This window comes from Acinetobacter sp. YH12064 (assembly GCF_013419735.1).
GTDB lineage: Bacteria > Pseudomonadota > Gammaproteobacteria > Pseudomonadales > Moraxellaceae > Acinetobacter > Acinetobacter amyesii.
Genome location: NZ_VOZP01000011.1, coordinates 106,477 through 122,289, shown reverse-complemented (window position 1 = coordinate 122,289; position 15,813 = coordinate 106,477). Strand labels below are relative to the sequence as shown.

The following is a 15,813-nucleotide window of genomic DNA, read 5'->3' as shown; positions in this document are numbered from 1 at the left end:
TAAGAATGCAAATTCAAACACAGGTTCAGCTTAAGCCATTTAATACATTAAGCCTCGATGCTGTAGCATCTCATTATGTACGTGTTCAATCGGTAGAGGATATCCAAGCAGCGCTCGACTTTGCCAAAGCTGAGCAATTAAATGTATTGGTACTTTCAGGAGGCAGTAATATGCTGTTGCCTGAGCAAATACATGCTTTAGTGATGCACATGGATATTCAAGGTATTGAATATGTACAAGACGATGCCGATACACAGACTTTAAAAGTGGGTGCAGGGCAAGTGTGGCATGACTTTGTGCTATGGACGACGGCACACCAGTTTTATGGCTTACAAAATTTAGCATTGATACCCGGTTTGGTCGGTGCTTCACCTGTGCAAAATATTGGAGCTTATGGTGTTGAAGCGGGTGAGTTTATTGAATCTGTACAGGTCTATGACCGAGTAACAGAACAGCAAAGTAGTATTAGCGCTGCCGATTGTCATTTTTCATATCGCCATAGTATTTTTAAAGATGAGCCAGAGCGTTTTATTATTACGCATGTCACGTTTAAACTTTTAAAACATGCAGATTTAAAATTAAATTATGGTGATTTAAAGCAGGCGGTAGGTGAAGACTTAAGTGCAGAAAACCTACAACAACAAGTCATTCATATTCGTCAAACCAAACTCCCAGATCCGAAAGAATTTCCAAATGTCGGAAGTTTCTTTAAAAATCCTGTGATTAGCCAGCAAGCCTTTGACCAAATTGCGCTGCAATTTCCCAATTTACCCCATTACCCACAACCGAATAATGCGGTAAAACTGGCAGCGGGCTGGTTGATTGACCAAGCAGGTTGGAAAGGGAAATCTGTGGGTTCAGTGGGTATGTTCCATAAGCAAGCTTTGGTGTTGGTCAATTATCAGGACGCCACGCTGCAAGATGTACGTACAACTTACAAAGCTGTACAACATGATGTTTTTGAAAAATTTAATATTGAATTACATCCTGAGCCTGTATTATTTGATACAAATGGCTTGATTCGATCTCACGCAGATCAATAAAAACACATAGGTTTTAGATTTATGCATAAAACACATTGGATGGTTCGCTTAGTACAAATTGCCGCAGTGCTATTTGTACTTTTGGGCTGTCTAATGATTTTTATCTATACGCCGTTTTATTCTAAATTGATCGTTAAAAGTTTAAATTATTTCGTTCCTGTAGAAGTCAATCAGCTCGCAGCGCAAAGTCAAAAACTCGGCGCCTTGAGTGATGATGATAACTATGAGCCGGGTTCTGACTTATGGATAGCGCGCCAAGCGTATTTAAAACTCATGGAGCAAGCCATACAGTCTGATGAGCCTCAAGATTTAACCCTTATACAAGCACGTTATAAGGCGTTACAGCAGCTCATTGAAGAAGAACATGAAAAAGAAAAGAATGATAGTCAAAAGGACATACCGAAAGTACCTCTGCTGAATCCTTCTGCGTCCGAGGCGGCTTCTTCTGAAGCATTGGCGGAAAATCCTGCTCAAAAAATGAAAGAGCTGCTTGAGCTCAATAGTGCGGAAAATAAAGGACTGATGACTCAATATACCGAGTTCTTAAAAACCCATGAAATTGAGCAAGCGGCTTCAGAAGCGGAACCGATCGATGATGAAACATATCTTGATCTTGCCAAAATGAAAGATAAAACCCTGAAGCAGCCAACCGCAGAGCCGTATGCGATCGTGGTGTTAGGTGGTGGTTTAACCTTAGATAAAAATGATAAAGATATCGTAGTGAATGACTACACACGACTTCGACTGGAAAAAACACTCGATGTTGAACGAGCCAATAAGTTACCGATTGTACTGAGTGGTGTAGAAGCACCGTATATGCAAGCATGGTTAAAGCAATATGATGTCGATGCGAAATTGCTTGAAGACCGCAGTATGAATACTTGCGAAAATTCGCGTTTTAGTTCGTTGCTTTTACAGAAAAAAGGTGGGGCACCGACGGTTATTTTAATCACTGACCAATATCATATGCCTCGAACACGTCGTTTATTTGCATTAAATGGTATCGAAACCATTCCTGTTGTTGCACCTATGCCAACAACATTAACTACATGGCGACCAAGTGAAAAAAATTATGACCATAGTCGTCGTGCCAATTATGAATTATTAGCCACCTTACGTGATGTTTGGTTTGGCTCAAGTGACTGTCGGGAGGTCCCATAATGTCAGATATCCCATTTCTTAATCCTTCAATCCTTAAACAATTAGATCTTCCTATTCCAAGTCGAGAATTAACCCCACAAGTATTAGAACCTCTAAATTTAAATCGACCTTTTGAGCCTAGTGTTGAAATACAGTCATATCGACGACTTTATGGTTTAGATGCCTTGAACTGTGAACATTGGCAAGGCTATGTAGAAATGCCTTTGTTCAAATTACATGTACAAGTATTTCAACCGAAACTGAAGACTGAAACGGATGTCATTAAAGGCACAGTATTTTTATTGCATGGTTATTTAGAGCATAGTGGAATATATCAGCCGATTATTCGTGAACTCTTAGATCAAGGTTTTAGTGTTTTAACCTATGATTTACCGGGGCATGGTCTAAGTAATGGATCGCCAGCCAGTATTCAAAACTTTGATCATTACCAACAAGTTTTGGAAGCAGTATATCGTTATGTGAAACATGCGGCTCAACTACCAACCCCATGGTTAGGGATTGGGCAGAGCACGGGTGGTGCGATTTGGCTGCATCATCTGTTAGATTTTGCTGAACATCGCAAAAACCCTTATGTCGAACGGGTTTTATTATTATCTCCGCTGATTCGCCCTGCAAAAACGGCATGGTGGCATAACTCGGTTGGATTAGGCATTATTCGTCGTATTAAACGTGAAGTGCCACGTCATTTTAGACGGAATAATCATAACCCTGAGTTTTTACGTTTTGTCCGCTTAAAAGATCCACTACAACCTCGAATGATGGGGATGGATTGGATTTTGGCCATGTCAAAATGGATGCAGGAGATGGAAGAACGCCCAGCGTGCCGTATTCCAGTGTGGTTAGCGCAAGGCGCACAGGATCAAACTGTAGATTGGCGTTATAACATTGAGTTTATACGTCGTAAATTTCGTTTACAGACGCTTCTCATGCTTGAAGAAGGTTCGCATCAGCTGATTAATGAACGTGCCGATATTCGTGCTGCATTAACAGGTTTGATCCCGGCATTCTTGCATGCTCAATCCAACAGTAAGTCTTATTACTAACTGATGTTACGCACGTAAAAGTAATTACGCATTTTTAAAATGATTTTTTAATTTTATTCGACGGAGTCTTACATCTAGAGATTAAATAAAAGGATGAGCCTTCGGCTGGAGGTACTCTTAAGAAACATTGTTTTTCATTAGGCAAAATGAGAAGCAAAGCTTCGCAAGGAAACCATCTTGCGGTGCAATGCACCTCACCGACAAAACTCGTTCACTAGCATCTACTTATTTAAACTATCGCAAAAACTTTTTTGATTAGATGTCGTCCTGCCTCAAACACTTGCGGATGACGTTGCCGCGTATCGTACTTTTATTTGAATCAAATTGCGCTTCTGGTGTTACTGCGTAACATCAGTTACTAATTGACGATTGAGCACAGCTTACCTTAATCAGTGTGATGGATCTAGACGAAAAAAAAGAGGCGTAGTCGCCTCTTTTTTTTGGGTGGAGGAATCAGAACTTTTCTAGATGAGCCATATTCCACATACGGAAATAGAAGTTTTCCTCATCTTTATTTTCACAGCTGAGTAACTCCCCATCTTTTAACCAAAAATGTAGCTGTGCATAGTTTTTAATTTCACGGTTATTAATCCGCTGCGCTAGATGGTGCGCACGGATATCGGATGGATGTTGTAAACCTGCTGAGGCAATAAGTTCAGATAAGCCATGCAAGGTATTTTTGTGGAAATTAAAAACACGTTCTGCTTTGGTCGGAACATGGATGGCTTTTTGACGGTCTTTGTCCTGCGTTGCAACGCCAACTGGACATTGGTTGGTATGACAGCTTTGAGCTTGAATACACCCGACTGCAAACATAAAGCCACGAGCTGAGTTCACCCAATCTGCACCAATTGCCATGGTACTGGCAATATCAAAAGCACTAATAATTTTACCACTGGCACCGACTTTAATTTTTGAACGTAAGCCTGCACCAATCAGGGTGTTATTAACAAAGAGTAGGCCTTCACGCAGGGGTGTACCCATATTATCAATCAATTCAATCGGTGCTGCGCCAGTCCCACCTTCAGAACCATCTACCACGATAAAATCGGGTGTAATCCCTGTATGTAACATAGCTTTTACGATACTCATAAATTGCCATGGTTGCCCGATACACAGTTTAAAACCCACAGGTTTGCCTTCTGACAGTTCGCGCAATTGCTGAATAAATTGCATCATTTCAATAGGGGTGCTAAAGGCAGGATGGCTAGATGGAGAGATACAGTCATGTTCACGGCTGACACCACGGATTTGAGCAATCTCTTCGGAAATTTTGTCTTTAGGTAAAATGCCACCATGGCCTGGTTTTGCACCTTGAGATAATTTGATCTCAATCATTTTGACTTGAGGGTGCTTGGCTTGTTCAGCAAAACGTACAGGGTCGAATTGACCATCAATCGTACGGCAGCCAAAGTAACCACTACCGAGTTCCCAAACAATGTCGCCACCATTTTCCAAATGATACGGACTAATACTGCCTTCACCGGTGTCATGGTAGAAATTGCCCATTTTTGCGCCTAAGTTTAAGGCACGAATGGCATTGGCACTTAAGCTACCAAAGCTCATCGCAGAGATGTTTAATATCGATGCGCTATACGGTTGCTTACATTGCTCATTGCCGATGTTAATACGGAATGTTTCAGGAATGGCAGGAATGCAAGGTGACAAGGAGTGATTGATAAAGCGGTAATCATTTTGGTAAACATCAACAATTGAACCAAATGGTTTATCTGCATTTTGGTTTTTTGCACGTTGATAGACCAAGCTACGTTGCATACGAGAAAAGGGCAGTGCATCTTGATCAGATTCAATAAAATATTGGCGAATTTCAGGTCGAAATTCTTCAAATAGAAAACGAAAGTGCCCCATGATGGGGTAATTTTTTAAGATCGAATGTTTGTTTTGTATGACGTCATACAAACCCAATAAACTCAAAAGCCCAGTAATGACCCAGATACTATTCAATAAGGTTTGTGGAATAAAATATTGAATATAATGCGGGGAATAACCTAAATGAAAACTCGAAATGAGTAGGAAGATAAAAATACAAGCAAACCAAATGGAATGCCGAGAAAAAAAAGTATTTAGTAGCTTGTGGCGAATAGTTTGCGCTGGACTGGCCATATTTTGAAAAATCTTATTCAGCTCATTTGCTCATAATTTGCCGAGTTTATGCACAATGCTCAAGCTTTAATTTGTTGATTCAGTGTAGCATTTATAAAAACAGCATTGAAGTTGGATGAATTTTCCATTTAAAGCCAAATCAGATAAGAAAAGCAGGAATGTTCTTTAAGAAAATTTGTGAAAAGTAGTGCGGTTCTTGTTATTTCACAGTGAGCAAAATGGAGGTTAAAGTGATTTTACTTTCTAAACACGAGGTGCTGAATATGACTATGAAATCTATTCGTTATAATAATGCCGACCTAGCCTGCCTATGTCAGTAATTGATTATAGCCATGAGAAATTAGCGCTATGGCATAAGGTATTCAGCAGATACTTATGCTGTAGTTCCTTTGACTTAAACGACTAAAATTACAAAAATATTCTAAGAAATTATCCAGTCCCAGCGTTGGGACTTTTTTATGTGTTGATATTTTAAGAAAATTTAAGCCTAGATTATGTGATAAGTATTCGTTGTGAAATAAAAGTTGCCACTTCAAATTTAACATTTCAGGTAGCAGAAAATCTTAGATCGATTTAGTCATTGCATTGTTGTACAACCATAGCGACTTCTTCAGGTTCAATTTTCTGAATCTTTTTACCAAAACTACGCAGCCACCATGTTAACTGAGAAGTAAAAGGTACTGTTGCACTAACTTCAACCGAGCCATCTTCGGTTTTTTGAATCACTTGATCTTTACTTAGCTGACTTTCTTCAAAATAAATTGCCTCTGCTTCAGACATGGTTAATTTGAGCTGAATCATTTCTGTCGGTTTATTAAAGTCAACACGGAAGCCAAGCGCTCCAGAGTCAATATAGGCATCAATATCAAAATCGACAGGGTGTAATGCACGTGAATTTAAGACAGTAGCTGATTTAAAACGATGTAAAGCAAAGGTTTGGATGTCTGTTTTGTCATGACGTGTGCAAACCAAATAGATAATTGCACCTTTTTGGACCAAAGCCAGTGGATTTAAAATATAGGTCTTTTCTTCACTTTGTTGTCCACGACCTTGATAAAGACATTCGAGTTGTTTGTCTTGTAGTAAGCCTTCATAAATTGATTGCTGTGCAGCTTTTTCAACCACAGGGGGAATCAATGGCTGAGTTGCTGGCACGATTCGCACGCGGTTAATCCACTGACGGACATTATTTTGCGTCGACAGGCTCCGACGTGCGAGGTCAAACCAAGGATTCATTTCTTCAATTAAGCTCGGCGGAAGCAAATGTTTTAGGTGTTCCTCAACCATCATAAAGGTGACCGCCTGCGAGCTGGTCATATGTGGCAAGCTTTGAATCGGTGCATCAGAACGCCAACGCCAGCCTTGCGGCGTTGTTTTACTGCTCTCAATTGGGAAACGTAGAGAAATTTGGTTTAAGTCACGCTGAATGGTGCGTAGGCTGATATCAATGCCTTCACGGTTCAGTATTTCTTGTAATTCACGCGTACCCATCCACTTACCTGTGGACAGTCGTGAAAGAATTTGCCACTGACGATAGAGGCTGTTTGACGTTTCTTTTTCTTGTGAAGACATAATCTAGTGCTTGAACTTGGAATTAAATAAAATGATGCTGTGGGACACAATAAGAAATCTTCCTGCGTTAAGCAAGTCTTCATCTGAAAAAACTAAGATGATTTTAATAACGCAATTTGACACAACTTGAGCAGTTAGATGCTGTACCGCTTTGCAAAAATGATGCATAAATAATCAAAGAGAAGCAACATATTTATTGATGGCATATATATTGCATTATCTAGTTCATAAAACATGACAAAAACATGGAGTTGCTATGCTGAAAGAAAATCGTAATACAACTTCAAATGGAATTGAGGGTTATGAGGCAAAGTTGGTCAATACTTCTGTCTCTACATTAAAAAATTTACCTCTTGCTCGAGGACATGCGCTGTTTAATCAATTTAATTCGGATTTTTTTAATGAAATGCGCGACTGCAAAACGGTAGCTAAAGAATCATGCCAACGGATAGAGCAGTGGTTATCACAGCATACACTTGATGAATTAAAACAACTAAATCAGGTTGCAAAACAACATTTTCTCTATGAAGGCATTACTTTTACAGTGTATGGCGAAGATGAGGGCATTGAACGCACTATTCCTTATGATCTTATTCCTCGTGTGATTGCACGAAAGGAATGGAATAATTTATCACTGGGCTGCGCACAGCGCGTGAAAGCTCTCAATCTGTTTTTACATGATGTCTATCATCAACAAGATATTTTAAAAGAAGGAATTATTCCTGAACTTCAAGTTTTAACGCATGAAGCCTATTTGCCACAAATGTATATGCATGGGCTAAAAGGTAAAATTTATAGCCAAATCAGTGGTATTGATATCATTCGAGATCAATCAGGCGATTTTTACGTCCTTGAGGATAATCTTAGAACACCATCGGGTGTGTCGTATATGTTGGAAAGTCGTAAGATCAGTCAAAAACTGATGCCTGAACTTTGCCAGCAAAGCAACATCATGGGGATTGAGCAGTATCCGCAGCTCTTACGTGAAATTCTTGCAGAAAATGCCTACGTCGATAACCCATTTATTGTGGTCTTAACCCCAGGGCGTTTTAACAGTGCGTATTATGAACATGCCTTTTTGGCAAGGGAGATGGATGTACCCTTAGTGACATCACGTGACCTTTATGTAGAAAACGATAAGGTTTATGTGAAAACCATCAAAGGTCGACAACAGGTTGATGTAATTTATCGTCGTGTGGATGATGCTTTCCTCGATCCATTATGTTTCAAACCTGACAGTACTTTGGGCGTAGCAGGGCTCATGTCAGCGTATATGCAACATAATGTGGTTATTGCAAATGCACCGGGAACAGGCGTAGCAGATGATAAATCGATTTATCCTTATGTGGATAAAATGATTCATTTCTATTTAAGTGAACAAGCGATCCTGAAAAATGTGCCGACCTATCAATGTCGTGAGCAGAACGACTTGGACTATGTGCTGTCGAATATCGAAAAATTCGTGGTCAAAGAAGCACAGGGTTCAGGTGGATACGGCATGCTGATCGGTCCGCAAGCCTCTTTACAAGAATTAAATAGCTTTAAAGATAAAGTGGCCGCAGCACCACATTTATATATTGCACAGCCGACTTTAAATTTATCTGTTAGCCCAACCCTAAGTGAGGCCGGTGTTTCGGAACGCCATATCGATTTGCGTCCATTTGTACTGAGTTCTCCATATCGAACTGGAATTGTACCGGGTGGCTTAACTCGTGTCGCGATGCAAGCAGGTTCATTGGTGGTGAATTCTTCGCAGGGCGGCGGTATTAAAGATACGTGGGTAGTAGATGATTTACGCTCATAGCACTCCAGTGAAGGAGCAAAACATGATTTTATTAAACAGTAATGCAGAACATATATTTTGGCTGGGACGTTATTTAGCACGTACTCAATATTTATGCAGTATTTTTCCATTTCAAGATGTCGATACAGCATTGAACTATGCACATGCTTTTTGTTTACCAGCATTTGATGCCGACTCAATGAATGAATTGGTTTTAAATTCCGAGCAACCGGCGTCATTTTACAGCCAATTTAAATATGCGCAAAGTAATATACAGGACTTAAGGGGTGTACTTTCAGCAAAAAGTTATGCAGAACTCAGCCGTTTAATTCGTAATGCGAGTGATAACCCAGGTTATATCTGTGACGTGGTAACAGATTGCCAAGATGTTTTAGAGTCCGAATCTGAAGATGTATTTTTATTTTTTAGTTTAGGACAAGCCATAGAGCAGCTTGATCGTCAGCTACGCATGCAGCAGGACATTCAACACACCATTGCGAAGATTGAACATATCGTAATCGCTTTAGTTCAGTTTGGCTGGGAAAGTGTGCAAGAGGCATGGCAGGCACTAAAGCAACAACCGAATAGCCAAAATTTTTACCATTTCAGTGATCATATCCAAAATATGTTTGAGGTGGCTGTATGAGGCTCATGATTAACCATCAGACCCATTATGTTTACACTGATGTGGTTAGCAGAAGCATTCAATATATCAAAATGACCCCATCCACTAATACGCATCAACAGGTGCAAAATTGGGATGTGAGTGTGCCGAGGCAACGTGATATGCAATTGGATACTTTTGGTAATGTGTGGTTGACCACAACGCAGAGCGAACCTTATCTTCAAATGACCATTATGGCGCAGGGCATCGTAGAGATGAATTTGAGTTTAAATGATTCAAATGCGGATGATTTAAACCCGAAATTGTTTTTACAGCCAACGCCGAGTACGCAATGTGACATTTACATGAAAAGTTTTGCCGATTGTTATGTCCCTCGTATCAATCGTGTCAATCTAATTCGTTTGGCTGAAGCGATCTTGGCGCATATTCCCTATGTTTCGAATCAGACATCTGTACATACTTCTGCAATAGATGCTTTTCATTATAAGCAGGGGGTATGTCAGGATCATACTCATGTCATGATCGCAATGTGTCGCTATTTGGGTATTCCTGCACGATATATTTCTGGGTATTTATTTGTACCGAATAGTAGCCATCTTGCTAGTCACGCTTGGGTAGAAGTCTATATCGAAAATAAATGGTATTGTTTTGATGTCAGTAATCAGCTATTTACACCACAATCACATATTTATGTCGCGATTGGGCGGGATTACTGGGATGTAGCTCCTGTTCGAGGTGTTCGTGATAAAGGTGGTATTGAGTCTATGAGCTCAATTGTACAAGTGTTGAGTTGTTAATCTTAGAGGGATAAAAATGACCTATTGTTGTGCCTTACGATTAAAAGATGGCATGGTATTTGTCAGTGATACACGTACAAATGCAGGAGTTGACCATATTTCAGTTTTTCGTAAACTTTATACCTTTGGTATTGCGGGTGAGCGATTTATTACTATCCAAACCTCTGGGAATTTAGCTACTACACAAGCGGTCATCGGGCATTTACAAAATCAGCTAGAGGTCAAACAAGAGCCGAATTTATATAGTGTAAATACGATGTTCGAAGTGGCTGAATTGGTCGGGCATACCTTAAAAAAAGTTATCTCTGATGTCACCTCAGATATTTTAGAACAAAGTAATTATTACTGTAGTTTATTAGTAGGTGGTCAAATTGGTAGCGCTGATATGCAGCTATATAATATCTATCCGCAAGGTAATTTTATTTGTGCGACACCGGATACCCCATATTTTCAAATTGGAGAAAGTAAATATGGTAAGCCGATACTTGACCGAACTTTGCGTTACGATATGCCACTCGATGAAGCAATGCGTTGTAGCTTAATTTCTTTTGATTCAACGATACGTTCGAATGTGTCTGTAGGTATGCCTTTAGATGCTTTGGTTTATAAAAAGGACAGTTTGGAAATACCAAATGGTAAGCGCATTTATGAAGAAGACCCATACTTCACCATGATCAGTAAAGGCTGGTCAGAAGCATTGCGTCAGGGCTTAATCGAATTGGCAAAACCAACAGCTGACTATTTTCAATAATGATTTGATTTACGAATAGATCAATAAAAAAAGCCAATAAAAAAAGCCCAGAATTGATCTGGGCTTTTTGATTCGGCTAATTAAGCTAATTTACGTACAGGGCGCGCGCTCATACGGCATAATAATTCATAGCCAATAGTTCCGTTCGCTTCTGCAACGTCGTCTACTAGACGGTCTTTGCCCCAAAGCTCAACTTCAGTACCTATTGGTGCATGTATACCGGTGATATCAATCGCAATCATATCCATAGCAACACGGCCAATTACACGCGCTCTCTGACCGTGGATCGATACATAGTTTTGTTTAGGGAAGGCACGTGGATAACCGTCACCATAACCAATCGACACAATCGCAAGATCCATTTCTTGTTCTGCAACGAAAGTCGATCCATAACCCACAGATTCACCAGCTTGAATGGTATTTAAAGCAATCACTTCAGCGGTAAAGGTCATCACCGGTTTAAGATCTAAGGCTTCTACAGAACGATCTGCGAAAGGTGTCGCGCCATAAAGCATGATGCCTGGGCGAACAAAATCAAAATTCAGTTCTGGCCATTTGAAAATTGCAGCTGAGTTACAGCACGAACCCATGATTGGCGCACAGGCTTCTTTTACGTGTAAAAATTGTTCACGTTGTTGGTCATTTAGTGGATGATTTTCTGCGTCAGCATTGGCAAAATGCATAGTCAGTACGCAAGTAAAACCTTCCGCCTTTAATGCATTGATAACATCAATAATTTCAGGCACTTTAAAACCTAAACGGTTCATACCGCTGTTGAGTTTAACCCAAACTTTCAGACCTTGAGCGATATAGGCATCTTTATGCTCACGTAACCAATCTAGTTGTTGCTGATGATGCACCACACATTCAATTTTTTTATCGATGATAATTTGCATTTCATCATCTGAAAAAATCCCTTCAATCAAGGTAATGGGTTGTTCATAACCCAGTTCGCGAATTTCTAAGGCTTCTTCTAGGCAGGCAACACCGAAGGCATCACTGTCTTTTAAGGCTGCTAAGCAGTCTTTAACTCCATGTCCATAAGCATTGGCTTTTACCATGCTTACAATTTTAGCGGTTGGGGCAAGTTGTTTGACACGGTTTAAATTATATTGAAGTGCTTGTCGATCAATATAAACTGTAGCTTGGCGCACCCTAAATACTCCTACAGGGTCGATGAATTAATGGATGATAAAGAGTCTTTACTCTTCATCATCATACTGAGCATAAAACTCAGGGGAGAGGTTACTAAATTTGGTGTATTGACCTTCGAAGGCAAGACGCACAGTACCAATTGGACCGTTACGCTGTTTACCAATAATAATTTCTGCAGTACCTGCTTCTTTAGACTCTTTGTTATAAACCTCGTCGCGGTAAATAAACATGATCAAATCGGCATCCTGCTCGATCGCACCCGATTCACGTAAGTCGGACATCACTGGGCGTTTATTAGGACGGTTTTCCAGTGATCGGTTCAACTGTGACAGTGCAATTACTGGGCAGTGCATTTCTTTAGCCAGTGCTTTTAAGCTTCGGGAAATTTCCGAGATCTCACCAACACGGTTATCACCCATACCGGGTACTTTCATAAGCTGCAAGTAATCGACCATGATACACCCGAGTTTACCGCCATGCATTTTTGCAATTCGTCGAGCACGGGCACGTACTTCCGTTGGCGGTAGTGCAGATGAGTCATCGATATACAAATTCTTTTCTTGTAGATGCACAATAGTACTGGTCACTTTTGACCATTCATCAGCATCCATTTTACCTGAACGTAAATGTCCTTGGTGTACACGACCGAACGAGGATATCAAACGCATCGCAATCGAGTCCGCGGGCATCTCCATAGAGTAAACTAGAGCGGGCAGGTTATTATTAAACAGTACACTTTCAACCAAGTTCATGGCAAAAGTGGTTTTACCCATCGATGGACGGGCCGCTACAATAATTAAATCGCCTGCTTGCATACCTGAGGTTTTATTATCAAGTTCTACAAATCCAGTGGTTAAACCCGTGATACTGCCTTCAGTTTGTGAAAGTTCATTCAACTTATCAAAAACACTAGCAACGACAGAGTTAATAGCTTTAGGACCTTGTGCTTTGGCGTTGTTGTTGTGTTGCTCGGCAATCGAGAAAATATTGGTTTCTGCGAGATCTAAAATTTCACTGACCGTACGACCTTTGGTGTCATAGGCATTTTGTAAAATTTCTGAGCTGACTTTAATCATGCTGCGTAAAGTGGAAAATTCTTTAATTTTTGCAGCATAAGTTTCAAGATTATAGAAACTTGAAGGTGAATCTGACATCAGTTGCATCAGATATTCTTCGCCACCTGCAGCATCGAGCAAGTTTTGTTTAATCAGCCAGTCATTGACCAAGACAGCATCATAAGGTGAGCTATCTTTTGATAGCTGGTCGATGGCACGGAAAATATATTTATGGCGGGTCGCATAAAAATCAGCTTCAGTCAGTACATCACCCACTTGCTCAAAAGATTCTGCAACGGTCATCAGTGCAGCAAGCACGGCTTGTTCAATCGCAAGGTTATGGGGTGGGGTACGAAACTCTTTCAACGAACTTTGTTCTGTGGTTTTTGCTGTTGGCGTAGAGTTTGGCTTGATGGCATTCGCCTGTGACATAAAAATCCCTGATGCTGAAACCATTTAATGTGATGGAAATGGGTGCTAATGACAGTTTTTCAACTCTTCATTTAACTGAAATGATAGGCGTTTTCTACAGAAATGCGAACAAGTATTTCCGATTAATTCGTCATTCATTGAATTGAATGAAGAGTTAAAAATATAAAAAAAGTTGGAGCACTATTTTTTACAGATAAAAAAAGAGCATGCGTAAGCATGCTCTTTTCTTTGCAAGAAATTACTCAGCTACGATAGTAACTAGAACTTCTGCAACAACATCATGATGCAATTGGATTGCGATGTTGAATTCACCAGTGTTGCGAAGCGCACCATTTGGTAAACGAACTTCTGCACGGTCTACAACAAGACCAGCATTAGTTAACGCGTCAGCGATGTCACGAGTACCGATAGAACCGAATAGTTTACCTTCGTCACCAGCTTTAGCAGTGATCACGATGTTAACTTCGTTCAATTGGTCAGCACGTGCTTGAGCAGCAGCTAATACTTCAGCTTCTTGTTTCTCAAGTTCAGCACGACGAGCTTCAAATGCAGCAGTGTTAGCTTCAGTAGCAGCAACTGCTTTACCTTGAGGGATAAGGAAGTTACGGCCGTAACCAGCTTTAACTGAAACTTTATCGCCTAATTTACCAAGGTTTTTAATGCGTTGTAATAAGATAATATCCACAGCTCAACCTCACTTATGATTGTCAGTGTAAGGGATCAAAGACAAGTAGCGAGCTTGTTTGATAGCAAGCGCTAATTGACGTTGGTAACGAGCTTTAGTACCTGTAATACGGCTAGGAACAATCTTGCCGTTTTCAGTGATGTACTGTTTTAAAGTGTCGATATCTTTGTAGTCGATGTACGTAACGTTCTCAGCTGTAAAGCGGCAGAACTTGCGACGACGGTAAAAACGTGCCATGTTATGTTCTCCTTATGCTTCAGCAGAGTCTTGAGCTTGTTGTGCTTCTTCACGTTGAGCTTTACGCGCACGTTTTTCTTCAGCACTCTTAGCCAATAGTGACTCTTCAGTGATAGCGTTTTCACGACGGATGATAAGGCTACGAATGATTGCATCGTTATAACGGAACAATTCTTCTAGCTCATCAAGAGTAGTTTGACCACACTCAACATTCATAAGAATGTAGTGAGCTTTGTGGATCTTGTTGATTGGGTAAGCCAATTGACGACGGCCCCAGTCTTCAAGACGGTGGATTTGACCTTCAGCTTCTTTGATGTGAGTTAGGTAACGTTCTACCATACCCACAACTTGATCGCTTTGGTCTGGATGTACCAATAGTACGATTTCGTAGTGACGCATTGTCAGCTCCTTACGGTTTAGGCAGCCCCAATCATTAATTGATTGAAGCAAGGAGTCACAACCAAAGTTGTGTCGCAAAGTTTGCGAAGCGTGAATTTTAGAGCGTTTAGGTTTGAAATACAAGGCATGGATTTAAAATGCTTGAATTATTTATGGTTTAATTCGGTTTTTCACTGCGCAATAAAAATACCACATAACCTTTAAAATAAGGATCTTGCGCTAAATGTGCAGGTGCTTGCCAAAGCCCGTTTTGTACAAGACCAATTTTATAGGGGAGTTTTAATTTTGAGACTTTATTTAAATAAAGCGTATAGTTTTTAATGGTGTGGCTGCCTTGATAGGTCTGTATAGCAATCTCATCAATATTTTGAGCAAGTAATTTTAAGGTTTGCTGATCCTGAACATTGGTCCAATCCATTAAACCCGTAATGCTTAAACGATATTTTTGAGGCATTTTCTTTCGTATCTTTTCAAGGAATACCGCATATCGATGGATATTTTGTATCTTTGCATCAAAATCAATTTGTAAGCCTTGAATCTGATTGCCATTTTTTTCCCAATGTTTAAGCCGCTGCAAAATTTGCTGAATATTGTTATTTGACCATTGTAAATGATGGCTACGGATTACAATCCAAATTTTCTGCTGTGGTTTATGGAGGACTTGAATACCTTGTGGGATAAACTCGGATTGCTTTAACGGTTTATTCCAATTCATTTCACCTTGTAAAATATAGAGCTCCGTGGCTTGCCGTAAGTAGGGGCTACTAGAAATATTGCCCCAAATCCAAAAACTTGAATAATGTGCTGCATTAACACGTTGCTGTATTTCGGTGTGAGCTTGTTGTGTATTTCCAGATTGGGCAGGTGAACAAGCGGAACACAAAACAATGCTCAATATGAACAAAAGTTCTAATGTATTTACCCGCCTCATCACCTGTAAAAGCATTGAAA

General features: G+C 40.1%; 14 protein-coding genes and 1 pseudogene. 7 read left to right on the top strand and 8 right to left on the bottom strand.

The window, feature by feature from the left end; genetic code table 11:
* Positions 1-5 precede the first annotated feature (5 nt).
* Genes murB through FTU13_RS11940 form a run of 3 tightly spaced genes read left to right on the top strand, consistent with a single transcriptional unit; the run spans position 6 to position 3,247 of the window.
* On the top strand, positions 6-1,043 hold the full coding sequence (gene murB, locus FTU13_RS11950) for a UDP-N-acetylmuramate dehydrogenase (protein WP_180102511.1): 1,038 nt from the start codon (positions 6-8) through the stop codon (positions 1,041-1,043).
* A gap of 21 nt (positions 1,044-1,064) precedes the next feature.
* Positions 1,065-2,204: a YdcF family protein gene (locus tag FTU13_RS11945; RefSeq protein WP_078188595.1), complete on the top strand. Its 1,140-nt coding sequence runs from the start codon at positions 1,065-1,067 to the stop codon at positions 2,202-2,204.
* Positions 2,204-3,247 (top strand): alpha/beta hydrolase, encoded by a 1,044-nt coding sequence (locus FTU13_RS11940; protein WP_180007903.1) that lies wholly within the window; start codon positions 2,204-2,206, stop codon positions 3,245-3,247. The genes FTU13_RS11945 and FTU13_RS11940 overlap by 1 nt, the downstream gene beginning before the upstream one ends.
* A gap of 453 nt (positions 3,248-3,700) precedes the next feature.
* On the opposite strand, the gene FTU13_RS11935 is transcribed toward FTU13_RS11940, so the two are convergent.
* Together FTU13_RS11935 and FTU13_RS11930 are read right to left on the bottom strand one after the other, a co-directional pair.
* Positions 3,701-5,371: an FMN-binding glutamate synthase family protein gene (locus FTU13_RS11935; protein ID WP_180023496.1), complete on the bottom strand. Its 1,671-nt coding sequence runs from the start codon at positions 5,369-5,371 to the stop codon at positions 3,701-3,703.
* A 573-nt stretch (positions 5,372-5,944) separates the two neighbouring features.
* Positions 5,945-6,943 carry a YafY family protein gene (locus FTU13_RS11930; protein ID WP_180127138.1) on the bottom strand — a complete coding sequence of 333 codons (999 nt, stop codon included), beginning with the start codon at positions 6,941-6,943 and terminating at the stop codon, positions 5,945-5,947.
* 370 nt (positions 6,944-7,313) lie between these two features.
* Here FTU13_RS11930 and FTU13_RS11925 point away from each other — a divergent pair.
* The 4 genes and pseudogenes from FTU13_RS11925 to FTU13_RS11910 form a co-directional block, all read left to right on the top strand.
* Positions 7,314-8,747 (top strand): annotated as a pseudogene (locus tag FTU13_RS11925) (circularly permuted type 2 ATP-grasp protein); the annotation flags it as partial.
* 22 nt (positions 8,748-8,769) lie between these two features.
* Positions 8,770-9,372 (top strand): alpha-E domain-containing protein, encoded by a 603-nt coding sequence (locus tag FTU13_RS11920; protein ID WP_180107481.1) that lies wholly within the window; start codon positions 8,770-8,772, stop codon positions 9,370-9,372.
* Positions 9,369-10,148, top strand: coding sequence for a transglutaminase family protein (locus FTU13_RS11915; RefSeq protein WP_180127134.1), 780 nt, complete (start codon positions 9,369-9,371; stop codon positions 10,146-10,148). The genes FTU13_RS11920 and FTU13_RS11915 overlap by 4 nt, the downstream gene beginning before the upstream one ends.
* A 16-nt stretch (positions 10,149-10,164) precedes the next feature.
* The gene (locus FTU13_RS11910; protein ID WP_180023501.1) at positions 10,165-10,899 is read left to right on the top strand and encodes a proteasome-type protease; all 735 of its coding nucleotides are present in this window, start codon (positions 10,165-10,167) and stop codon (positions 10,897-10,899) included.
* Positions 10,900-10,979: 80 nt separating this feature from the next.
* On the opposite strand, the gene alr is transcribed toward FTU13_RS11910, so the two are convergent.
* From alr to FTU13_RS11880, 6 genes are all read right to left on the bottom strand, one after another.
* Positions 10,980-12,053 (bottom strand): alanine racemase, encoded by a 1,074-nt coding sequence (alr, locus tag FTU13_RS11905; protein ID WP_180127132.1) that lies wholly within the window; start codon positions 12,051-12,053, stop codon positions 10,980-10,982.
* 48 nt (positions 12,054-12,101) lie between these two features.
* Complete coding sequence (gene dnaB / locus FTU13_RS11900) at positions 12,102-13,541, bottom strand: replicative DNA helicase (protein ID WP_180035272.1); 1,440 nt, start codon at positions 13,539-13,541, stop codon at positions 12,102-12,104.
* A 238-nt stretch (positions 13,542-13,779) separates the two neighbouring features.
* Positions 13,780-14,226 carry a 50S ribosomal protein L9 gene (rplI, locus tag FTU13_RS11895; RefSeq protein WP_078188585.1) on the bottom strand — a complete coding sequence of 149 codons (447 nt, stop codon included), beginning with the start codon at positions 14,224-14,226 and terminating at the stop codon, positions 13,780-13,782.
* Between the two features lie 9 nt (positions 14,227-14,235).
* Positions 14,236-14,463: a 30S ribosomal protein S18 gene (rpsR, locus tag FTU13_RS11890; protein ID WP_004278792.1), complete on the bottom strand. Its 228-nt coding sequence runs from the start codon at positions 14,461-14,463 to the stop codon at positions 14,236-14,238.
* Positions 14,464-14,475: 12 nt separating this feature from the next.
* Entirely contained in the window at positions 14,476-14,862 is a 387-nt protein-coding gene (gene rpsF, locus FTU13_RS11885; RefSeq protein WP_004696436.1) for a 30S ribosomal protein S6, read from the bottom strand.
* Between the two features lie 157 nt (positions 14,863-15,019).
* Positions 15,020-15,808, bottom strand: coding sequence for a DUF3142 domain-containing protein (locus tag FTU13_RS11880; RefSeq protein ID WP_180127130.1), 789 nt, complete (start codon positions 15,806-15,808; stop codon positions 15,020-15,022).
* Positions 15,809-15,813: the final 5 nt, after the last annotated feature.